This window comes from Streptacidiphilus albus JL83 (genome assembly GCF_000744705.1).
GTDB lineage: Bacteria > Actinomycetota > Actinomycetes > Streptomycetales > Streptomycetaceae > Streptacidiphilus > Streptacidiphilus albus.
Map to the genome: position 1 here is coordinate 2,520,022 of NZ_JQML01000001.1, position 21,014 is coordinate 2,541,035.

The window sequence follows — 21,014 nt, forward strand, 5'->3', positions numbered from 1 at the left end:
CAGTCGAGACCCGCCGACCGACGGTCGGCGGGTCCTCGCACGTCGTACCGCACCACCCCCGCAGGTGCTCCCCCGGGACGGACCGATGACCATCACCTTGGCGAGCAACCGTTCGGCACTGCTGTTCATGCTGGCCGCCTTCATCCTGACCTTCCTGGTGACCCGGCTGGTGGTGCGGCTGATCCGCGCGGGCCACGGCCCCTTCGGCAACATCGAGGCCAACGGCGTCCACATCCACCACCTGGTGCCGGGCATCTTCCTGATGCTGGTCAGTGCGCCGCTGCAGTTCGTCCTCGATCCGCAGGGCCTCGGCCGTGATGTGCTGGCCGCGCTCTTCGGCGTCGGCGCCGCGCTCACCCTGGACGAGTACGCGCTCTGGCTGCACCTCACCGACGTCTACTGGGAGCAGGAGGGGCGCAAGTCGGTCGACGCCGTGGTCACCGTGGCCGCGATCGGCGCCATCGGCCTGCTCGCCGCCAACCCCTTCGCCCGGGACCCGGGCGAGAGCGACGGGATCTTCGCGTCGGTGCTCGCCGTCCAGTGCGTACTCTCGCTGCTGGCGGTGCTGAAGGGACGGATGGTGCTCGGCATCGGCGGGCTGCTGATCCCGCTGCTCTCGCTGTACGGCCTCTGCCGGCTGGCCCGTCCGGGCTCGCCGTGGTTCCGCCGGTTCTACCGCGAGGGCGGGCGGAAGTACGAGCGGGCGGTCCGCCGGGCCCGGCGGCGCGGGCTGTCCGACCGGCTGAAGGGGCTGATCAGCGGCGTTCCGGGGCCGGAGGCGGGTCCTGGGCCGGGGCCGGGTTCTGGGTCCGGGGCGCAGCCGTGAGCGCGGCACCCGGCGGGCGCGAGCGCACCCGGGCCGCGACGACGGCGATGTCGTCCTCGGCCGACTGCGGGACCAGGCCGGACAGGACCAGGTCGAGCAGGTCGTCGAGCGGACCGGTCACCGGCAGCCGGAGCCGGGTGACCCGCTCCAGCGAGCAGTCGATGTCCTCACCCCGCCGCTCCACCAGCCCGTCGGTGTAGAGCAGCAGCACCTGGTCCGGCCGGAGCTCCCGGGTGACCGACTCGTAGCCGCCGAAGCCGGTGCCGAGCGGCGGGCCGGTGGGGACCTCGATCAACTCGACGCCGCCGTCGGCCCCGAAGAGCGCGGGCGGGAGGTGTCCGGCCCCGGCGTAGGTGGCGCGGCCACGGGTGGGGTCGACCAGGACCAGCAGACAGGTCGCCGGACGGGCGGTCCCGGCCTGCGCGATCAGGTCGTCGACCTGGCGCAGGATCCGGTGCGGCGGCAGGTCGGTCCCGGCCACGTAGCGCAGCATCGCCCGGTAGCTGCTCATGTCCACGGCCGCCTCGACCCCGTGGCCCATCACGTCGCCGATGACCAGCAGGGTGCGTCCGTAGGACAGCCGGACGGTCTCGAACCAGTCGCCGCCGACCACCGCGCTGGAGCCCGAGGGCAGGTAGCGGGACGCCAGTTCGAGGCTGGGGTGCGGGCTGCCGGGCTCGGTGAGCAGCGCCCGTTGCAGTTCCAGGGTGACGTTCTGGGAGCGGGCGTAGCGCAGGGCGCTGTCGATGTCGGGGGCGGCGCGGCGGGCCACGTCCCGGGCCATCGCGATCTCGTGCTCGGTGAACCCGGCCTCCCCGGTCCGTTCCAGGGTCAGCACCCCGAGCACCTGCTCGCGGGCGCAGAGCGGCACGGTCAGCACCGTGCGGCCGTCCGGCGGGCCGCCGTGGTCGGCCGGCGGCGTGCCGGGTGACGGGGGGTGCAGCCCCTCCGCCGGCAGCGGCTGCCGCAGCACCGGTTCGCCGGACAGCAGGCAGCGGACGACCGCCGACTCCGGCTCGTACTTGCACTCCTGGCCCACGGCCGGCTGCTCGCGCCGTGGCGACCGGTCCGGCTGCTCCGGTCCGATCGCCACGGCGGTACGGCGCAGCCGCTGGACGCCGGGGACCGCGAGGGTGCGCCCCCGGACCGACTCGGCCGGCAGCAGCTCGACCACGGCCACCTCGGCCAGCAGCGGGACCAGGAAGTCGGCGAGTTCGGCACAGGTCCGGTCGCAGTCGAGGGTGGTGCCGATGCGCAGCCCGGCGTCGTCCAGCAGGGCGAGCCGTTCCCGGGCCTGCCGCAGCTCGTCCTTCAGCCGGTCGTCGCCCGCGGTCGGACCGGTGGGCTCGACGTCGCCATGGCCGCGTCCGTTCAACCGCACCCTTCGGCCGGATCCCCGGTCGAACCTGGGAGCCATGGTCACTGTCGTTCTCCCGCACCTGTGGTAGGCACTCGTGGGCCGCAGCCGGGGCACGACGGCCGTGGTCCCCTTCGCGAGCACCCGCCTGCCCGCATCGGCGCACCTAGATTTAGCCCCCGGCCCGGCCCGCTGCGGGTGACGCCGAGGTGAGCATTGGCCGAACTGTTGGGGCGACCCGGCGCCGGGCCCCGTTCCGCCGTTCCGTCGGCGCACAGCTGTGGCAAAGCGGGTCAATACACCGCGTTGCGCCCGGCATACCGTCCACTGGACGCAGGGGCTGCCGCCCCCGATGTCGCGTCCTGAACGGAGCACCCATGCCGCTGATCAACTTCGCCGAACTCCGCCGCCTGGTCACCGAACTCGACTCCCTGGACCGCGCGTCCACGCTCGGGTCCGACGTGCTGTCGGCCCGGCGCCGGGAGGACCTCCACTACACCCTCGGCGTCTGGGTCGGCATCCGCGACCCGCACCAGGCGCGGGCCCGGGCGCTCGACCTGCTCGCCGCGGACGCCCTCGGCCGCCGCGAACGGAGCAGCGCCGAGACCGTCCGGCCGTCCGCCCCCTGACTGCGGGAGTCCCGGCTGCAGCTCCTGCTCCTGCTCCTGCTCCGGCTCCTGCTCCGGCCTCAGGAGGCCGTGAAGCCGATCTGGGCGTGGGTTCCGTCGCAGAACGGCTTGTTGCGCGAGCTCCCGCAGCGACAGAGGGTGACCCGGTTGCGCACCTCGTAGACCGTGCCGTCGGCGGCCTTGACCGGGATGCCGCCACGGACCCAGATGCCGCCGCTGCACTGCTTCTGCGGGTCCTCGACCAGTCCGATGGACGGCGGGAGCTCGGGTTCCAACTGCTCGGCCGAGTCCGCCGCGAGCTTCCAGGCGACCAGTCGGCCCGACGGGCAGAGCCCCGCCTCCCGCTCGACGGCCCCGGCCCGGCCCGGCTCCTCGACCTGCTGCCAGATGCTGCCGTCCACGTCGCAGAAGCGGCCGAAGGCGCAGAGCCGCTGAGCGTCCGTCAGGGTGACCTCGGGTCCGTCCTGCTCCCCGGACTGCTGCAGATAGGGAAGCCTGGAGGCGGTCTCCTCGCCCTCGAAGCCGACCCGGAGATGACTGCCGTCGCAGTAGGGCTTGTCGGCGGACTGACCGCAGCGGCAGAGCTTGTACTCCGCCGCGGCCTCGTAGCTCCGCCCCCGTTCCCACGTCCGCGAATCCCCGGCCGCGTCCGTGCCGATGACCTCCTCGGCCAGCGGCACCCCGCCGGTGACCACGTACGGACCGTTCTCGGTGACCTGGACTGCGTATTCCTCCGTCATGGCCCCCAGTATCGAACGGCCGTCCGGAGTCGGCGCGTCGAGCGGAGGGTCGGCTGTGCCTCTCCGTCCTCCCTCAACTCGTCGGCAGGGCCCCGGGCGGTGGGCCGACCAGCAGCGCCTCGGCGGACCGGCGGAACGCCGCCACCAGTCGGCTGCGGTCGCCGGCCCGGCTCGCCAGCACCACGTGGCTCGGCTCGACACCCTCCAGCGGGACCGTGGTGAGGTCGGCCCGGAGGCTGGTGGAGCGCAGGCCCGCCGCGACGATGGCCACCGCCTGCCCGGCCGCGATGAACTCCAGCTTGTCCTCGACCGCCGCAACCAGCGGGCCGTCCGGCGCCGGGCGTCCGTCGGGGCGCGGGTCGATGCGCCAGAAGGCGTTCCAGGCCGGGTCGGGCACCTTGGGCACCGGCTCGTCCGCGATGTCGTCGAGGGTGACCGACTCCTTGCCGGCCAGCCGGTGGTCGACGGCGACCAGCAGCATCCGGGGCTCGTCGTAGAGCACGGTCACCTGCAGCTGGTCGGTCCGGAACGGCAGCCGGGTCACCGCCACGTCCACCCGGTGGTCCAGCAGGGCGTCGCGCGCCTCGCCCCAGTCCAGGTGCAGGCTCTGCACCTCGGCGTCCGGATGCCGGTGCCGCAGGTCGCGCACGGCCGGGGTGATGATCAGCCCGAGCGTGTAGCCGACGGTGATCCGACTCGGCCGGGCGGCGGCCTGGGCGGCGGCGGCCGACTGGGCCGCGGAGCGCAGCAGGGCCCTGGCCCGGGGCAGGAAGACCTCCCCGGCCTCGGTCAGCCGGCTGCCCTGCGGCGTGCGGTCCAGCAGCCTGACCCCCAACTCCCGCTCCAGGCGGGCGACCTGGCGACTGAGCGAGGGCTGGGTGAGGTGCAGCGCCGCAGCGGCGCGGCCGAAGTGCCGGTGCTCGGCAACGACGGTGAAGTACCGGACCAGCCGCAGATCGAGGTCCGGCGCACGGTGGGGCTCGGTCATGCCTGAAGCGTAAGCCCTCCGATCCCGCCCGCTACCGCAGAACTCCGGGCTGAACTGGGACGATGCCTGAAATGCATGGCCCGGTACGGAACAGGCCTTGGACCCGGCCGGTGCCCCGCCCGGACGATGGAGGCACCGACAGCCAACCACCCCCTGCTCGTCCAAGGAGCGCATCATGCGTGTTTTCGTCACCGGCGCCACCGGCTATGTCGGCTCCGCCGTCGTCCGCGAACTGATGGACGCGGGGCACCAGGTCCTCGGCCTCGTCCGCTCGGACGCCGCCGCCGACTCGCTCAAGCAGACCGGGGCCGCCGTGCACCGGGGCGACCTCACCGACCTCGACAGCCTGCGGGCGGGGGCCGCCGACGCGGACGGGGTCGTCCACGCGGCCTTCAACAACGTCGGCCCCGACACCGACTTCGCGGCCTCCTGCCGGATCGAGCTGGACGCGGTCGGGGCGCTCGGGGAGGCGCTCGCCGGATCCGACCGCCCCCTCGTCGTCACCTCCGGGACCGGGTTCCTGCCGCAGGGCCGGCTCGCGACCGAGGAGGACGCGGCCGACCCGCAGTCGTTCCTGGCGATCCGGAGCGGCATGGAGGGGCTGGCCCTGTCCTTCGCCGCACGCGGCGTCCGGGTGTCACTGCTGCGGCTCGCACCCTCGGTCCACAGCGACGCCGACAAGCGGGGCTTCCTCCCGACGCTGGTCAGGATCGCCCGGTCCACCGGCGTCTCGGCCTACCCGGGCGAGGGCGCCAACCGCTGGCCCGGCGTCCACTGCCTGGACGCCGCCCGGCTGTACCGGCTCGCCCTGGAGTCGGCCCCGGCCGGCTCGCGGCTGCACGCCGTCGGCGAGGAGGGCGTGCCGCTGCGCGAGATCGCCGAGGTCATCGGCCGGCACCTGGGGGTGCCGACCGTCAGCCTGACCGGCGAGCAGGCGGAGCAGCACTTCGACTGGATCGCCCACTTCGTGACCCTCGACAACCCGACCTCGAACGCGCTGACCCGGCAGCGGCTGGGCTGGAACCCGGTGCACCCGGCGCTGATCCCCGACCTGGAGGCCGGGCACTACTTCCAGGCGTAGCCGGGTCGTTCCGGGCGAGGCCGGGTCAGGGCGCCGGGCCCCGGTCGGCGCGCGCCGGGTCGGCTGCTCAGCGCCCCGCGAAGATCTCGCCCGGGAACGCGCCGTTGACCAGCACGGTACGGGTGAGCCGCTTGCCGATCGCGGTGAGCCGTTCCACGCCCTCGTCCCCGAGGTGCTCGTAGGGGGCGTGGGCGAGCCGGTCGGTCGTCTGCTCGACCTCGCGGCGCAGCTCGTGGCCACGCTCCGTCAGCTCGCCCGAACCGTCCAGCAGCCCGCGGTCCCGGAGCCGGTCGACCGCCGCGTCCCACTGCTCCTGGGACCAGCCGCGGTTGGCGCGGGCGAACTCGGCGGTGAAGCCCTTGCCGGTGGCGGTGTGGGTGATCAGCGCCTCCAGTCCGTCGAGCTCGGCCACGTCCAGCGCGGCCAGGTGGCCGTCGCCCCGGTGCTCGCGCAGCAGGGTGGCGGCGTGCCACAGGGCCAGGTGCGGCTGGTCCGGGACGGGGTGGTCGGCGTGCGCGGCGTACAGCGGTCGGCCGGCGGCGGTGCAGCCCGAGGTCGCCCCGACCGCGAGGGCCGCTGCCTCGGCGAGCTCCGGATCGGCCAGGACCTCCTCCCCCAGCAGCCGGTGCAGGGCCGAGTCGACCGCGCGCAGCCGCGCGCCCAGCACCTCGGCCGGGGACGCCAGCCCCCAGGCCCGTGGGATGTGGGCGGCGACCAGGCCGGGGCTGAAGTTGTAGAAGGTGGCGGTGACCGTGCCCGGGCCGACCGCTCCCATCGCCGCCGCCCGGCCCGCGAAGTAGCACATCCGCCCCGGCCGCAGCCCGACGGCGGTGAACTCCTGCTCCGCCTCGGGGGCGAAGTAGATCAGCGAGTGCAGCGAATTGAGTGCCTGATAGCAACGCCTACTAGCCAGTAGCTCCATGTCCGACATGCTAGCGAGCAGGCGCGCGCGGGGCACCGCCCCGAGGCAACCGATTCCCGCCTTCGCCCGACCCGGCCGACCCGGCCGCTTGTCGTACCCCCTTGCTACGGTCGGCAGCAGTCGAGGAGAGGTGGGGACCACCATGGGCGAGGTAGCGCTGCGCGTGATCGAGATCGAGGAGAACCTGCTCCGTCTGGACTGACGCCGCAGCGGCCGTTCACCGGTCGACGCCGCGCGGTTCGGCCGCGACGAAGCCCAGCAGCAGCGCGCCGGTGGTCTCCGGCTCCTCCAGCATCGGCGAGTGCCCCACACCCGCCAGCGCCTCGACCCGGGCGCCGGGAACGTCGCGGTACGCGGCGAAGGCCGCAGGGCGCCACCGGTGGTCCTCGGTGCCGAAGACCACCAGCACCGGTGTCCCGAGCCCGGCCAGCCTGGCCGGAATGCTCTGCCGGACCAGGTAGTTCAGGCCCTCGCGATTGGTCTCCACGACCGTGCGGTACGACATGGCCCGCGCGGCAGCGATGGCGGCCGCGGGAATCCCGACGGGGCGGGTGACCGCGTTCCGCATGCCCTTGCGGATGATGGGCCCGTTGAGGAGGCGCCACAGCAGCCGTCCGGGAAAGGGCGCCATCAGCAGCCCGCCGAGCCGCCCCTGGGGGATGAACGCGTCCGGGCTCGGGCCGGTGTTGATCAGGGCCAGCGACGCCACCAGCTCCGGCCGCTGCTCGGCCAGGGCGGTGGCCACGTTCCCCCCGCTGGAGTGCCCGACGACCGCCGTCACCCGGTTCACCCCGAGCCGGTCGAGCGCGGCGCCGACCCGGCGTGCCTGCGCCGGGACCTCGTACCCACCGGTGGGATCCGCCGACCTCCCGTGGCCGAGCAGGTCGACCCGGATCACCCGGTGCCCCTCGGCCAGGCTCGGGACCACCGGGTCCCACCAGGCAGTCGATCCCGCGGTGCCGTGGATCAGCAACAGCACCGGCGCCCCCGGCCGGCCGTCCTGCACCACGTGCATCGTCCCGTCGTCGAGCTGAACGAACCCGTCGTCGCTGTGCATGTGCCGCTCCCGTCTTCCCGTCAGGTGACTTGACCACCGTCCCATCCACGAGCAGCCTGGCAGTCATGAACGCCGGCACGCTTCCACAAACGTGCGGTACCGACGGCGGAGCGCCGCCAGTGGCCTGGATCCGGCCGGGACAGGTCGGCTACCTCGGTCCTGACCTGGGCGTCGACCTGCACGCCACCTCGATCGCCGTGCTCACCGTCGGCCTGGACGCACCGTTCGCCCTGCACACGCCCGACCACGGCACGATCACCGCACGCAGCGCCTACGTGCCCGCCCGCATCGCCCACCGCGTGGTGGCTCCCGAGGGTCGGATCCTGCTGCTCTTCCTCGATGCGGCCGACCTCCCCGGCGGACGCGTGGCCGCCGCCATGCAGCGGCAGGTCGGCCCCTACGGCCTCGACCACCGGCTCGAACGGGAGTTGCTCGCAGCGTGCGGGCGCAGCGGCGCGCCCGACCTCCTCGGCGCGCTGGCCGCTCCCGCGCTGCCCGGCACCCCGGACCGGCGTATCGGCCGACTGGTGGAGTCCATCCGGGCCGACCCGGGGCAGGTCCTCCGCGCCGAGCAGACCGCAGCCCGGCTGGGGCTGTCCACCTCGCACTTCCTCCATCTGTTCGCCGAGCACACCGGCACCACCTTCCGCCGCTACCAGCAGTGGGCCCGGATGCTCCACGTCGTCCGCGGCCTCGTGGCCGGTCACGACCTCACCCGCTGCGCCGCCGACGCCGGCTTCGCCTCCCCCTCGCACCTGAGTGACACCTTCCGCCGCACCCTCGGCACCTCCGCCACCGCCGTGCTCAACTCCCGCGTCCGGTTCGACCTCGACGGCTAGCTGTGTCCTTCGCACATAGGGAAACGTGTGTCGAGCCAGCGGGGGTGGGTTGGGTCGACTTCGAGTATGTCTAGGAGTCGGGCCTGGATGCCTTCGCTGACTAGGACGACTGGTGGGCTGGTGGCGGTGCCGCTGCGCATACGCAGGTCGGACAGTGCGGTCAGGATCAGTTCGCCGGTCGGCCGCAGGGCCTGGTTGCTGCCGGGCTGGAGGCCGTGCATGGTGCGCTGGTCGCCCAGGGCCTGGCGGACCTGGCGCTCGATCAGGGAGAAGACCAGCAGGGCCAGGCAGATCACGGTGATCAGGGCGGCGATGCGGCGGTTGTTCTGCAGGAACATCGGCGCGATCGCGAAGGGGCCCTTGACGTGGCTGTAGCGGCGTTCGACGGTGCCCTGGCCCTTGTAGTGCAGGAGCACCTGGGCTGCGGTGGCCTGGTCGGCGGGCAGGTTGGTCAGCAGCGTGTACCAGCCGTCGACGGCCGCTTCGGCGTCGACGGCGTCCTGGTCGAATGACCAGGTCAGGGTGGGTTTCCCGTCCGGGCTGGTGCTGACATCAGTGTGCAGGTAGGCGGTGACGCGGCGCTTCTTGGCGATCACCGCGACCGTGTCGGCGACCTTCCTGGCGTCGGGGTAGTGGCGGGTGCCCAGGTTGCGCTGGATCTTCTCCAGGTCCTCGCGGGCCCGGGCCAGCTTCTTGGTGCGGGCCTTGAGCTGTCCGGTCGCGTTGGAGCTGGAGTGGACCAGGATCCGGCGCATCGTCAGCGCGGGGTCCTTCCTGCGCCGGCCCTTCCAGGTGAACCGGTCCTCCATGACTCGGTAGAGGGCGCGCTGGTCAGCTGGCTTGTCGGCGTCGCGTTCGGCGGTGTACTCCACGGGTTCGGCCGACTGCAGGTCCAGAGCGGCGTAGACGGCGCTGTCGACGCTGGCGGCGGCAGCCGGAGCCAGGAAGTGGACGCCTTCGGCCGTCATCGCGGACACGTTGTCGTAGGTCAGCAGTTTGCTGTCGCCTACCAGCAGCAGGTCCGGGCGCTTCGCGATCTGCCGCAGGGCGGTCATCGCGTCCACGACCTGGGAGACCTCGGCGGCTCCGCCGCTGAAGGCGCGGTGGGTGACGGGGATGCCGCCGTCGCCGGTGACCGCCAGTCCGGCCTGGATCTGCTTCAGGTCGGTGCGCCGGTCCTTGGGGTGCCCGAACTTGACCACTGGGTAGTCACTGTCGGGGTTCTCGTAGGCGCCGTAGAGGGAGACGCTGGTCATGTCCCAGTGGCAGCGTGAGGCGTCGATGCCGAACTCGGTGATCGCCTTGGCCCCGATGGAGCCGACGAGTTCGTCCAGGTGCGGGGCGACGGCGTCCAGCGCGCGGGCGATGCGGTCGTCGTTGAGGAAGTCGGCGTGGATGCCGAAGACGTCCTCCACGGCCCATTGCTCGGCCCAGCGGGCCACCTTGAACAGGGGCGTCGGCGAGGACAGCCGGTTGGCGATCAACGCCTCGACGACCTGTCCGTGGGTGAGGTGGGCGACATCGCGCACCGGGCACAGTCCGTCGATGATGCCGGCGATGTCCAGCCGGCGCAGGAAATGCGCACAGGCCGGCAGCGCCCCCAGCCGCTTCTCCACCACTGCGGTGATCAGAAGCTCGGCTCGGGGACGCTGCACACGGGAACGGTCGCGACCGACGAAGACAGGCACGCCACCATCAACGCGCACATCCCGGCGACGACACCGCCGAGGACTAGGAATCGCCACAAAGAGTCATGTGCGAAGGACAGGGCTAGCCCGTCCCGGCGACGGGCTCGAAGGAGCAGGTCTCCCAGTAGCTGGCTTCCGCGCTGTTCCAGATCCGGTTGGAGGTCCCGTCGGTCAGGTGGTGCTGGTAGGCGTCAGTCGAGACGTGACTGCTGGCGGATCGACCACGTCCTGAGCCATGATCGGCCCAGCGTCCGGTCTTCGGTCACCGGCGGGGGGAGCAGCATGGACGTCCGTACGGGTGGTTGGTCGCGAGCGAGACGGTGGAGCGTCGTCGCCGTGGCGTCTTCATCGGTGCTGCTGGGCCTCTGGCTGGTGCCGACCGCGTGGTCGGCGGCCCAGGGCTTCCTCGCGGGGCCCGACGCTTCGGAACCGTCGTGCTCCTGGTCCGCCGACATTCGGCAGGCGGACGCGGACCAGGGCCGGCTGATCCGCTGCTACCTGCGCGCGGTCGCCGAGCACAGCGAGAGCGGGCTGCGTGCGGTGGTCCCCTCGACGGACAACGACGGACCCACTGGCTTCACCGCCACCGACTTCGCCCACACCCGGGATGCCGACCGCGGAACCACGACCGTGCTGGTCGCCGGAAACGCCGTGGACAGCGCCGACGCCACCGTGACCATCCGCTATGCCGACGGCGCGTGGCAGCAGTTGGAGATCCACCTGGCCGACCCGGGCTCGACGCACTCCTGGCGGTTCACGGACGTGGGCACTTACCCGACCTCTCCCTCCTATCCGACGGCGGCGGCCTGACCCGTCGACCGCACCCGGCGCGTCAGTACGTGGGCGGTTCCTCCAGCTTGGAGAACCACTCAAGGTGCCCGCACGCGGAACAGCGGTGCGCAGTGATCATGGCCCGCCTGCGCTTGTTCTTCTTGGCGAGGCCGCCGAACACACCGGGTTCGTCCGCGCCGCTGTACCAGGTGCCGGTCCCGTTGTCGTAGGCGCCGCGTCCTGGCTGATGCCAGACCAGGCCCTCCTCCAGTTCCGTCGACTGGCAGTGGGTGCAGTGTCGTTCCGTCATCGTCTCCCCCGGGACTTGATTACGCCGGCCCCGGCCATGCTCCCAACGCCGGCACCGGCGCGGCAAGCCTGAGCACAACGGCGCTCCGGGCGGGACGCTCCGCTGCTCACTGCTCGTGCCGCTCAATCCACGACACCGAGATCCTCACGCATGATGCGACGCATCACGGCAAGCTCGGGCTCGGCGCGTTTTAGGATGAGGCGCGCGGCCTCGGCCGTCTCTCCCTCACACGGGTGACCACGATCGATTCGCTTGGCGATCGCATCCGCCTTGGCCAGCTCCTCGTTGAGAGAACGGGACGCTTCGAGCACCCGCTCGGAGGCGATCATCTGCGCTCCGGCACAGCAGTCCCTGTGCTCACGTCGGGATTCCTCAAGGCGGGCTCGGTCCTCGTCGGTGTACCGGCCGGCGCTGATCCGGGGCACGGCGTCCTTGAGCAGGGTGTGCAACTGCGCCGAGGCCCCGACCATCGCCGTGTAGCCTGCGCGGCGCTCCTCGAATCGCCGCCGGTCGCTCGCTGCCGCATCCTCCCTGGCGCGCTGGCGCGACGTCGCACGAACGGCGAGGAAGGGCGCAAGCAGCGTGCCCAGCACGCCCACCACGCCGGTGACCATCGAGGCCATGGCGTCATTCACACAGCCGACCTCAGCCAATTCGGCATCGCCCAAGGCACGGTAGGCCGTCGACCTCATCTCCCGTCGACGACCGGCCTCGCGCCTTCGCGGGGACACGCTGCGGGGTGGGAGTCCGGATCACCCGGGCTCCCACCCCTCAGCTGTACCGCCTCACTTCACGTCGCGGCTACGGCTGCAGCCGCCTGCGTCGCCGACCCCACGCGGCCGCCGCGATGATGCCCGCGCCGAGCAGGACAGCGGAGGCGCTGGCCTCCTCCAGCAGGAGCACGTTCCCGGCGCCGGTCGGCGGCAGTGGCGGCGTCAGCCGGTCCACCGCAGTCACCTGGCCCCCGGCCTGGTAGTTGGTCATGGTCAGGGTGAGTGGTCCGAAGACGTCCGGTGTGGGCTTGAGGTAGCCGCTGGGAGCGGTGACTTCCTGCCAGTAGTAGGTGCCGATCGGGATCTGCGGGCTGGTGCACTTCCCGGACGGGCCGGTGGTGCACGGCGGGCCGATCTTGGTGTCCGCCCCGGGGCCGGTGGTCTGCAGGCCGTTGGTGCCGTTGGTGTCCTGCCACAGCTGGAACACCGCACCGGCCAGGTGCTTTCCGTGCTGGTCGGTCTTCAGCACCGTGACCGCGCCCAGGGCCTGCTGGTCCACCGCAGTCACCTGGCCACCGGCCTGGTAGTTGGTCATGGTCAGGGTGAGTGGTCCGAAGACGTCCGGTGTGGGCTTGAGGTAGCCGCTGGGGGCGGCGACTTCCTGCCAGTAGTAGGTGCCGATCGGGATCTGCGGGCTGGTGCACTTCCCGGACGGGCCGGTGGTGCAGGGCGGGCCGATCTTCGTGCCGGCGTTCGGGCCGGTGGTCTGCAGGCCGTTGGTGCCCTTGGTGTCCTGCCACAGCTGGAACACCGCACCGGCCAGGTGCTTTCCGTGCTGGTCGGTCTTCAGCACCGTGACCACCCCCAGGGCCTGTTGGTTGGTGACGGTGACGTCGATACCCGCGGTGATGTTGGCCGAGGTGAGGACCAGGGGACCGAAGACGGTCGTGGAGGGCAGCAGATACCCCTCCGGGGCGGCGGTCTCCTGCCAGTAGTAGGTCCCGAGGGGGACCTGGGGGCTGTGGCAGTCGCCGCGGACGTCGGTGACGCAGGGCGGGCCGATGGGGGTGTCCGCGTCGGGACCGGTGGTCTGCAGCCCTTCGCTGCCGTTGGTCTTCTGCCACAGCTGGAACGTGGCCCCGGGCAGCCGATTGCCGTTCTGGTTGACCTTCACCAGCTTCAGCACGCCCTCCTGGCGCTGGTTCACCACCGTCGTCGAGACGCCTGCGGCGTAGTTGGCCATCGTCAGCTCAAGCGGACCGACCGCCGACAAGAGCCGGCTGTAGCCGTAGGGGGCGGCGGTTTCCTGCCAGTAGTAGGTGCCGATCGGCACCGGCGCGCTGGCACACACCCCGTTCACGTCGGTGGTGCAGGGCGGGCCGATCTTCGTGTCCGCGTTCGGACCGGTGGTCTGCAGTCCGGCCGTGCCGTTGGTCTTCTTCCACAGCTGGAACACCGCACCCGGCAGCGGATTGTTGTCCTGGTCGATCTTGAGGACCCTGACCACGCCCAGGGCCTGCTGGTTCGACGCGGTGACCGAAACACCGGAGGTGTAGTTGGCCATCGTGAGCACGAGCGGACCGAAGACCGCCGGTGAGGGCATGAGGTAGCCGTTGGGGGCGGCGGTCTCCTGCCAGTAGTAGGTGCCGATCGGTACCGGTGCGCTGGCGCAGGTTCCGGTGGCGTCGGTGGTGCAGGGCTGTCCGACGGGCGTGTCGGCGTCGGCACCGGTGGCCTGCAGGCCGGTGCTGCCGTTGGTCTCCCTCCACAGCTGGAACACCGCACCCGGCAACGGATTGTTGTCCTGGTCGATCTTCAGGACCCTGACCACGCCCAAAGCCTGCTGGTTCGACGCGGTGACCGAGACGCCGGCGGTGTAGTTGGCCATGGTCAGCACCAGCGGACCGAAGACCGTCTGCGCGGGCATCACGTAGCCGTCGGGAGCAGCAGTTTCCTGCCAGTAGTAGGTGCCGATCGGCACCGGCGCGCTGGCGCACACCCCGTTCGCGTCGGTGGTGCAGGGCTGTCCGACAGGCGTGTCGGCGTCGGCACCGGTGGCCTGCAGGCCGGTGCTGCCGTTGGTCTCCCTCCACAGCTGGAACACCGCACCCGGCAACGGATTGTTGTCCTGATCGGTCTTCAGGACCTTCACCACGCCCAGGGCCTGCTGGTTCGACGCGGTGACCGAGACGCCGGCGGTGTAGTTGGCCATGGTCAGCACCAGCGGGCCGAAGACCGTCTGCGCGGGCATCACGTAGCCGTCGGGAGCAGCGGTCTCCTGCCAGTAGTAGGTGCCGATCGGCACCGGCACGCTGGCGCAGACCCCGTTCGCATCGGTGGTGCAGGGCTGTCCGACGGGCGTGTCGGCGTCGGCACCGGTGGCCTGCAGGCCGGTGCTGCCGTTGGTCTCCCTCCACAGCTGGAACACCGCACCCGGCAACGGTTTGTTGTCCTGATCGGTCTTCAGGACCTTCACCACGCCCAGGGCCTGCTGATTCGACGCGGACACGGTCTGCACGGTGGCGTAGTTCGTGATCGTCAGGACCAGCGGGCCGAAGACCGTCTGCGTGGGCATCACGTAGCCGTTGGGGGCCGCGGTTTCCTGCCAGTAGTAGGTGCCCAGGGGCACCTGGGCACTGGTGCATGCGCCGTTGGCGTCGGTGGTGCAGGGTTGTCCGACGGGTGTGTCGGCGTTGGGGCCGGTGGTCTGCAGGCCGGCGCTGCTGCTGGTCTTCTGCCAGAGCTGGAAGGTCGCACCTGGCAGCGGGTTGTTGTCCTGGTCGGTCTTGAGGACCTTGACCACTCCGGTGGGTTGGTAGAACCCGAAGTCATAGGTGTGGTTGTTCTGCCCGGGGCCGCCGGTGGTGATGCTGTCCTGCGGGTAGGTGCCGCCCGGTGGGACGACGCCCACGCTCTGGATGAAGCCGTTGGAGCCGGCGTTGGCCACCGTGGGTACCCACTGGTAGAGCGGCCCGCCTGCGGCGTAGTCCGCGGGGTTGTCGAGCTTGATGGTGTACTGGGTGTTCGGCAGCAGGCCGTCGTTGATGCTGTCGAAGTAGTACTCGCCGCGGGCGGTGGTCTTCTTCGTCGCGATCAGCTTGCCGGTGCTGTCATAGAGGTTGACGGTGGCGCCGGGCACGGGCTTCTCGCCCTGCGGGTCCTGGATCCCGTTCTTGTTGACGTCGTACCAGACCCGGTTGCCGATCTGCAGCGGTGCCTGGTTGCACAGCACCTGCAGGCTCGCCATCGACCCGCCCTTGCCGAAGGTCGCGGTCAGCTGGTTGCCCAGCCCCAGGGCATTCGTGGCTGGAGCCAGGTCCCTGCCCCCGGTACGCAGGGTGAAGCCGATGCCGCCGGTGTAGACGTTCTCGATCGGGTCGAGCATGGTGCTCGCGATCGAGTACTCGACCTTCGACAGCGCCGTTCCGCCGTTCGCCCCGTAGTTGTGGTAAACGGTGCGTTGGGTGTTGAAGTAGTTGGTGCCCAGCGTCGTCATCCCGCAGCCGTTGTTCACGTCCATGACGTACATGCCGCTGCTGTTCTTGCACGCCAGGTTCAGGTCGCCACCGGTGCCCGAGCTCCACAGGGTGTTGTTTCCGACGGCCTGTGGGTCGTTGAGCCCGACCTGGTCGCCGAACCGGTCGCGGAACCCCAGGAGCATCTTGCCGTTGGTGTCGATCACGATCGAGGCCAGCTGGGGCTGCGGGTAGCCGTTCAGTCCGGCGATGCAGGTGAGCGTGGAGCCGTTGGAGTACACCTGCTGGGTGGTGCGGAAGGTGTCCGACCAGGGGTACCAGCCCGCGCCCGGGCAGATGAAGCCCTGGACCGCCGCCTTGCGCGGGTAGGTCAACGGCTGGTCCAGCACCGTGCCGGTGAACGCGCCGGCCACCGGGTCGAAGGTCTGCACGATCGCACGCATGTCCGACTGCTGGCCGGTGGACTGGCCGGAGCAGACGCCGCCGACGTAGACCACGCCGTCCTGCATCCCCAGCCCGTAGGGCCGCCAGTCGCTCGGGTCCGGGCAGGCCGGACTGGGCGCGGGGATCGGGTAGACGCCCTTGGGCCTGGTGGCCGTGGTCTGGGTGGCGTCATAGCGGTAGAGCTGCTTGTCGGCCAGGTTGACGACGTACAGGTCCTTGCCGTCGGGGCTCACATACAGGTCACCCAGCGACTCCTTGCCGACCGCGGGCATGAACGCCGCATCGGAGTAGGACGTGGAGACCGTGGTCCCGGGCGTGAAGGTGATCTGATGATCCGTGGAGCCGACATCGGGCACGGTGGCGAACAGGGTCGTCGGCCCGTTGGGCGTGGTCCCGCTGGTGGACTGGTTGACGGTGACCGGGGTCAGATAGATCGCACCTGCACCACCCGGACCATAGGGCGCGTTGCGGTGCGCGGTGGCCGAGGAGAAGATCCACTGGTTCGGCTTGCTCCAGCCGATCCCGAACAGTGCGCCGGTGTCGGCGTTGGTCGCCAGGTTCGAGGTCTGCGCGTTGGTGCCGCGCGCGTGGTAGGGGAAGGTCAGCACAGTGGTCTTGGTGGACGCATCGGTGCCGGAGGGCATGCACGCGGTGGCCAGCGGAGCGTTCTGCTGGCAGTAGTCGTCCGGGTTCCACAGGCCCGTGGTGTAGGAGACGTTCGCGCCGCCGGAGAGGTTGACGAACTCCTCGTTGCTGCTCAACTGGGTCGGCGCCCCGATCCCGCCCTGGACGGCGGCGAACGCGGGGAAGAACACCTTCGGGTTCGGATTGATCACCTGGACCCGGTACTGACCCCCGGTCAGCGGACTGCCGGCCGGGCTGAGCGTCACCGTGCCGTCAGCGGCGGTGCTGCCGGTGATGGTGCTTCCGGCGTTGTCGGTCAGGTTGACCTGCACACCCGAGAACCCCGGTTCGAGGACCGGGTTGTAGACACCGTCCGCGGTGACCGCCCGCACCACCCGCACGGTCACCGTCCCGTCCCCGGTACCAGCGCGGGCGACCGTCCCGGCGGCCACGACGCCTCCGGTCGCGGTCAGCAGCAGAGCCACGGCCGTGGCAACGGCGCGCCGGAGCGAGGACGGCAGTCCCCACCGTCTGTGCCGGTCTTCAGGCAACTGCCCCCGTGGATGGGACTGTGATGTCACGTCATGCCTTTCTCGGACAGGTCAAGAAATCTATGCATACATATTTCTTGTCGCGCACCCACGGCCGCATCGCCCGTCGCCGACTGATCGGCCGAGTTGTTTCATCCACCCGGCTCATACCAATATGGATATCATTATGGAAATCTTTCATGATGGTTGATGAGCATGCCGCGGCGGCGTGGCACGCTCGGACAATTGAACTTGATTCGGTTGTATGTCTACTGACTTCGTTCCTGGAACATTCGAGGGAAATTGACATGCGCTTGCGAAGTACTACGGCTGCAGGGCCGCGTCGTGTCCGCGCCACACTGGTGACCGGCATGGTCCTGGCGCAGGCCCTGGTGGCTGCGACGGTGGCGAGCGCAGACGCTGACGATCGGACGGCGTCCCTGATCGTGGCGGTGGCCGAGAGCCAGGCGACCCGTTCGTCGGCGGGCGCGAGTTCCCTGCCGCGGGTCCGGGCGACACCGCTCGGCGTCGGCCCGTGCGGGGTGAGCGGCGGATTCTTCGCTCAGGACAGTGGGCAGACGTCGAGCTGTACTGATTACGGAACGAAGGCACACGCCTGGTGCGCCGACTTCGCGGGCTGGGTGTGGCAGCAGGCCGGCGTGCCCGGCCTGGGGACGCTGGACGATCTCGCGGTGAGCTTCAAGGGCTACGGTCTGGTCAACGACACCTGGTCGTCGACCCCGGCCGTGGGCGATGCGGTCTACTTCCACCCGCTCTCGGGGCACGGCACCCAACACGACCACGTGGCGATCGTCACGGCGATCAATGAGGACGGCACGCTGCAGACGATCGGCGGCAATGAGCGGACTGCCACGGGAATTGTCCACGAGGATGTCGAATTGCCGTCCGCCGTCGGAGCGGTCGCGTGGCTCGACGACGAGGTGCCCGTACGGGTGGCCGGCTATGCCGCCCCGGTGCAGCCGGCGCCCGAGCCCCCGGCACGCCCCCGGTTGGATGTGCCTGCGGGGCAGGTCGGGGGCGCAGTGACGTTGCGGGTGCACGAATCCGATCCGTCGGTGCACTCGATCACGTTCAGCGTGGACGGCCGGGAAGTCGGCACCCGGGGCGAGGCCGGCGACAGCTACACCTTCGTCTGGGACGCGACGCCGTTCACGGATGGAGCACATACGATCGCCGCGACCGCGACCGGCCCCACCGGAATGCAGGCCGTCACCGTCTCAAAGGTCGACGTCGAGAACACCGCGGTCATGCTTGACCATCTGCTGCCGGTCTTCGCATTCGTGTCCGCCCCCTAGAAGAGGGTGGCTCCCAGCGGTCGGCCGGGCAGCGCCCCGGGCAGGATGTAGCAGACTGCCGAGGCCCGGTGCTCGACGTAGGGGCTCAGCGCGTCCGTCGCGTCCAGCCGCGTCTGCACACGGGTGAACAGCGCCGGGTCGCGCATGTAGGCGCAGAACAGCAGCCCTTGGTCGTCGATGCCGTCGTCGTAGCTGTATCCGCGGCGCAGCATCCGCGCGCCCGCGTCGAAGCGGGGGTTGGTGAGCCGGACATGTGCCGCAGCGGGGATGACGTAGCTGCCGTCCGGGTGCTTGGTCCACAGGTCGACCGTGTCGTGCTCCGCACGGCTGCCGAGCGGTGCGCCGTCGGCCCGGCGCCGACCGATCGCGGCCTCCTGCACGGGCAGCGCGAGGGCCGCGAACGCGCCGGTGTCGAGGTGGATCCGCCGGTAGACCATGATCGTGCCGTGTTCATGCGGTCCGGGCGGCAGCCAGATCCACTTGTCCTGGTCGGCGGGGTCCGGGTTGGCCGTGCCGTCCTTGAAGCCGAGCAGGTTGCGGGCGGTTGTCCCGTCCGGTTCGCGCGGCAGGAAACCGGCCTGCTGCCAACGAGTGGTCAGCAGCCCCCGGGCGCGGTCCTGGAGGAGGTCGGCGGCCGCGGTCAGCGGCCAGCGGTCCTCCGCGCACAACTGGACCAGGACATCGGCTCCGCTGCGCTCCGGATCGAGCCGGTCTCCGGGGTGGGCGGGCAGTTCGCCCAGCGCCTCGGGTACGTCCAGGCGCAGGCGGGTGGCGAGGGCGGGGCCGATGCCCACGGCGGCAGTGAGCCGTGACCGGGTCGCGTCGCGTGCCAGCAGTTGCGGTGCGGTGCCGGAGACGGCCCGGTCGAGCAGGCCGGTCCAGTCTGCCAGCAGCGCGGCCAGGCGAGTGCGGGCCTCGGCGACGGGCAGCGCCGGGTCGGTCCGGTCGGCGCCGAACAGCAGGGTGTAGAGCTGTTGCGGGGCGCAGACCGCCGACTGCCTCGGGCCGTAGAACGGCAGTGTCGCCGGGGTGTGCGGCGCCACCGAGGCCGCGCGCGGCACCGCGGCAGCCTCGGCCAGGACGCCGGCGGCCGTCGTGGCCACAGCGGCACCGGTCAGCAGCGCTCTGCGGGACATCGGCAGAGCGAGCGGTACCGTCGCCGACGACGACGTGATCGACGCGCGCGCTGCCGCGCCGTCCGGTGGGCGGGGGCTGTCGGAGGGTGGCTGTCGGGGGCCGCCTGCGTGCATGGCGGTCATTGAAGCCGATAGACAGGGCCCCATGCGAATCGTTCCCAAGCTGTCCGCCGGGGCACCCGCGCGCCTCGCCAATCCACGCCGCCTCCGGCCCGCCGCAGCCCTGTTCCTGCTGCTCAGCTGTGTTCTGGTGCTGGTGGCCGGGTGCGCGGGGCCGAGCCCTTCACAGGACCGGGCACACCGGTCCGGCCGCTCGGTCCTGCAGGTGCCGGGGGACTTCGGCACCATCCAGGCCGCGGTGGATGTCGCTCGACCGGGTGACCTGGTGCTGATCCATCCGGGCGTTTACCACGAGAGCGTCACGGTGACGACGCCGGACGTCGTGCTGCGCGGCACGGACCGCAACACGGTGGTGCTCGACGGGCGGTTCCTGATGGCCAACGGCATCACCGCGACCGGCGCCGGAACAGTGGTGGAGAACCTGACGGTACGTGACTACCAGTTCAACGGACTGCTGTTCACCGGGGTCACCGACCAGCAGCTGCAGCAGGCCGGGGCCGGCGGCTCCGAGTACGACCCGCTGGACACCGCGAAGTTCCCGGAGGTGGTGGGCTTTCGCGCCTCCTATGTCACCGCCTACGACAACGGCCTGTACGGGATCTACGCCTTCGACGCACGCAACGGCCTGATCGAGGACACCTACTCCTCCGGGCAGGCGGACTCCGGGATCTACGTCGGCCAGTGCCGCCCCTGCGCCACCGAGCTGCGCGGCAATACCCTGCAGCACAACGCGGTCGGGGTGGAGCTCACCAACGCCTCCGAGGGGGTCTTCGTGCTCGGCAACCGGATCGTCGCCAACCGGGTCGGGCTCACCGCCCAGTCCGATGACCTGGAGGCACTCGCGCCCCAGCACGGGGCGGTGGTCAGCGGCAACGTCATCTCCGGGAACAACGAGCCGCAAAGCCCGGAACAGGCCGACGGGGGCTTCGGCATCGGCATCGGCATCGGCGGCGGCACCGGCGACCTGATCACCCGCAACCTGATCACCGCGAACTCGGCGGCCGGCGTGGATGTGTCCGATGTGCAGGGCTACCGGGCGCTGGGCAACACCGTCTCCGGGAACCGGGCCAGCGGCAACGGGGTGGACCTGGTCCTGAACACCCCTGAAGGAACCGGCAACTGCTTCACCGACAACTCCCCGGCCGGCCAGAGCCCGGCGCGCCTGGAGCAGCTGGCCCCGTGCGGGCCCGGTGCCGGACCTGGTACCGGACCCGGTGGTGCGCTGCCGCCGGGCCGGGCCGCGGCGGTCACCGCGCCGCCGGGCGTCTCCTTCGAGCTGCTGCCCGCGCCGCCCGACCAGCCCCAGCTGCCCGGAGCCGCGAACGCACCGATCCGCGCCGCCGTGGGCCTGCCCGGTCCGGTGGATCCCCGGGCCTATCCGCTGCCCCTGGACGTGGCCGCGGTGCCGCAGCCGATCGGACGCTGACGGAGCGGGCACCGACCGATC

Annotated in this window: 17 protein-coding genes; 7 read left to right on the forward strand and 10 right to left on the reverse strand. The window is 71.2% G+C overall.

Going from position 1 to position 21,014, the window contains the following annotated elements; all coding sequences use genetic code 11:
- Positions 1-85: 85 nt before the first annotated feature.
- A complete protein-coding gene (locus tag BS75_RS10900) occupies positions 86-826 on the forward strand; it encodes a hypothetical protein (RefSeq protein ID WP_034088084.1) in 741 nt (246 codons plus the stop codon).
- On the opposite strand, the gene BS75_RS10905 is transcribed toward BS75_RS10900, so the two are convergent.
- Positions 756-2,207: a PP2C family protein-serine/threonine phosphatase gene (locus tag BS75_RS10905; RefSeq protein WP_160312289.1), complete on the reverse strand. Its 1,452-nt coding sequence runs from the start codon at positions 2,205-2,207 to the stop codon at positions 756-758. The genes BS75_RS10900 and BS75_RS10905 overlap by 71 nt on opposite strands.
- A gap of 353 nt (positions 2,208-2,560) precedes the next feature.
- Here BS75_RS10905 and BS75_RS10910 point away from each other — a divergent pair, with 353 nt between their 5' ends.
- Entirely contained in the window at positions 2,561-2,812 is a 252-nt protein-coding gene (locus tag BS75_RS10910; protein WP_034088085.1) for a DUF5133 domain-containing protein, read from the forward strand.
- Between the two features lie 59 nt (positions 2,813-2,871).
- Here BS75_RS10910 and BS75_RS10915 read toward each other — a convergent pair whose 3' ends face one another.
- Both BS75_RS10915 and BS75_RS10920 read right to left on the reverse strand, forming a co-directional pair.
- Positions 2,872-3,552 carry a CDGSH iron-sulfur domain-containing protein gene (locus BS75_RS10915; RefSeq protein ID WP_034088086.1) on the reverse strand — a complete coding sequence of 227 codons (681 nt, stop codon included), beginning with the start codon at positions 3,550-3,552 and terminating at the stop codon, positions 2,872-2,874.
- Between the two features lie 73 nt (positions 3,553-3,625).
- A complete protein-coding gene (locus BS75_RS10920; RefSeq protein ID WP_034088087.1) occupies positions 3,626-4,540 on the reverse strand; it encodes a LysR family transcriptional regulator in 915 nt (304 codons plus the stop codon).
- A gap of 175 nt (positions 4,541-4,715) precedes the next feature.
- Between BS75_RS10920 and BS75_RS10925 the strand changes: the two genes are divergently transcribed.
- Complete coding sequence (locus BS75_RS10925; protein ID WP_034088088.1) at positions 4,716-5,621, forward strand: SDR family oxidoreductase; 906 nt, start codon at positions 4,716-4,718, stop codon at positions 5,619-5,621.
- A 67-nt stretch (positions 5,622-5,688) separates the two neighbouring features.
- On the opposite strand, the gene BS75_RS10930 is transcribed toward BS75_RS10925, so the two are convergent.
- Complete coding sequence (locus BS75_RS10930) at positions 5,689-6,552, reverse strand: SCO6745 family protein (RefSeq protein WP_034088089.1); 864 nt, start codon at positions 6,550-6,552, stop codon at positions 5,689-5,691.
- Positions 6,553-6,760: 208 nt separating this feature from the next.
- A complete protein-coding gene (locus BS75_RS10940) occupies positions 6,761-7,600 on the reverse strand; it encodes an alpha/beta fold hydrolase (RefSeq protein WP_042439140.1) in 840 nt (279 codons plus the stop codon).
- A 119-nt stretch (positions 7,601-7,719) separates the two neighbouring features.
- Between BS75_RS10940 and BS75_RS10945 the strand changes: the two genes are divergently transcribed.
- Positions 7,720-8,439 carry an AraC family transcriptional regulator gene (locus BS75_RS10945; RefSeq protein WP_052069337.1) on the forward strand — a complete coding sequence of 240 codons (720 nt, stop codon included), beginning with the start codon at positions 7,720-7,722 and terminating at the stop codon, positions 8,437-8,439.
- On the opposite strand, the gene BS75_RS10950 is transcribed toward BS75_RS10945, so the two are convergent.
- Entirely contained in the window at positions 8,436-10,094 is a 1,659-nt protein-coding gene (locus tag BS75_RS10950; RefSeq protein ID WP_197091885.1) for an IS1634 family transposase, read from the reverse strand. The genes BS75_RS10945 and BS75_RS10950 overlap by 4 nt on opposite strands.
- Before the next feature lie 369 nt (positions 10,095-10,463).
- Between BS75_RS10950 and BS75_RS10955 the strand changes: the two genes are divergently transcribed.
- Positions 10,464-10,937: a hypothetical protein gene (locus BS75_RS10955; RefSeq protein ID WP_152645629.1), complete on the forward strand. Its 474-nt coding sequence runs from the start codon at positions 10,464-10,466 to the stop codon at positions 10,935-10,937.
- Positions 10,938-10,959: 22 nt separating this feature from the next.
- Here BS75_RS10955 and BS75_RS10960 read toward each other — a convergent pair whose 3' ends face one another.
- The 3 genes from BS75_RS10960 to BS75_RS44145 form a co-directional block, all read right to left on the reverse strand.
- Positions 10,960-11,208, reverse strand: a complete 249-nt coding sequence (locus tag BS75_RS10960) for a hypothetical protein (RefSeq protein ID WP_034088093.1) — start codon at positions 11,206-11,208, stop codon at positions 10,960-10,962.
- A gap of 122 nt (positions 11,209-11,330) precedes the next feature.
- Entirely contained in the window at positions 11,331-11,831 is a 501-nt protein-coding gene (locus tag BS75_RS10965; protein WP_331281416.1) for a hypothetical protein, read from the reverse strand.
- 178 nt (positions 11,832-12,009) lie between these two features.
- A complete protein-coding gene (locus BS75_RS44145; protein ID WP_052069338.1) occupies positions 12,010-16,950 on the reverse strand; it encodes an MSCRAMM family protein in 4,941 nt (1,646 codons plus the stop codon).
- A gap of 416 nt (positions 16,951-17,366) precedes the next feature.
- Between BS75_RS44145 and BS75_RS44150 the strand changes: the two genes are divergently transcribed.
- A complete protein-coding gene (locus BS75_RS44150; RefSeq protein ID WP_052069339.1) occupies positions 17,367-18,311 on the forward strand; it encodes a CHAP domain-containing protein in 945 nt (314 codons plus the stop codon).
- Here BS75_RS44150 and BS75_RS10980 read toward each other — a convergent pair.
- Positions 18,308-19,447 (reverse strand): Dyp-type peroxidase, encoded by a 1,140-nt coding sequence (locus tag BS75_RS10980; RefSeq protein ID WP_034088094.1) that lies wholly within the window; start codon positions 19,445-19,447, stop codon positions 18,308-18,310. The genes BS75_RS44150 and BS75_RS10980 overlap by 4 nt on opposite strands.
- 145 nt (positions 19,448-19,592) lie before the next feature.
- Between BS75_RS10980 and BS75_RS10985 the strand changes: the two genes are divergently transcribed.
- The gene (locus BS75_RS10985; RefSeq protein ID WP_081982247.1) at positions 19,593-20,993 is read left to right on the forward strand and encodes a right-handed parallel beta-helix repeat-containing protein; all 1,401 of its coding nucleotides are present in this window, start codon (positions 19,593-19,595) and stop codon (positions 20,991-20,993) included.
- Positions 20,994-21,014: the final 21 nt, after the last annotated feature.

What these genes read in the sequence shown, in the direction of transcription:
- BS75_RS10965 (WP_331281416.1), bottom strand. Translation starts at nt 11,831, where the DNA reads ATGGCCTCGATGGTCACCGGCGTGGTGGGCGTGCTGGGCACGCTGCTT.
- BS75_RS10930 (WP_034088089.1), bottom strand. Translation starts at nt 6,552, where the DNA reads ATGTCGGACATGGAGCTACTGGCTAGTAGGCGTTGCTATCAGGCACTC.
- BS75_RS44150 (WP_052069339.1), top strand. Translation starts at nt 17,367, where the DNA reads ATGGTCCTGGCGCAGGCCCTGGTGGCTGCGACGGTGGCGAGCGCAGAC.
- BS75_RS10900 (WP_034088084.1), top strand. Translation starts at nt 86, where the DNA reads ATGACCATCACCTTGGCGAGCAACCGTTCGGCACTGCTGTTCATGCTG.
- BS75_RS10940 (WP_042439140.1), bottom strand. Translation starts at nt 7,600, where the DNA reads ATGCACAGCGACGACGGGTTCGTTCAGCTCGACGACGGGACGATGCAC.
- BS75_RS10925 (WP_034088088.1), top strand. Translation starts at nt 4,716, where the DNA reads ATGCGTGTTTTCGTCACCGGCGCCACCGGCTATGTCGGCTCCGCCGTC.
- BS75_RS10915 (WP_034088086.1), bottom strand. Translation starts at nt 3,552, where the DNA reads ATGACGGAGGAATACGCAGTCCAGGTCACCGAGAACGGTCCGTACGTG.
- BS75_RS10980 (WP_034088094.1), bottom strand. Translation starts at nt 19,447, where the DNA reads ATGTCCCGCAGAGCGCTGCTGACCGGTGCCGCTGTGGCCACGACGGCC.
- BS75_RS10920 (WP_034088087.1), bottom strand. Translation starts at nt 4,540, where the DNA reads ATGACCGAGCCCCACCGTGCGCCGGACCTCGATCTGCGGCTGGTCCGG.
- BS75_RS10910 (WP_034088085.1), top strand. Translation starts at nt 2,561, where the DNA reads ATGCCGCTGATCAACTTCGCCGAACTCCGCCGCCTGGTCACCGAACTC.
- BS75_RS10960 (WP_034088093.1), bottom strand. Translation starts at nt 11,208, where the DNA reads ATGACGGAACGACACTGCACCCACTGCCAGTCGACGGAACTGGAGGAG.
- BS75_RS10985 (WP_081982247.1), top strand. Translation starts at nt 19,593, where the DNA reads ATGCGAATCGTTCCCAAGCTGTCCGCCGGGGCACCCGCGCGCCTCGCC.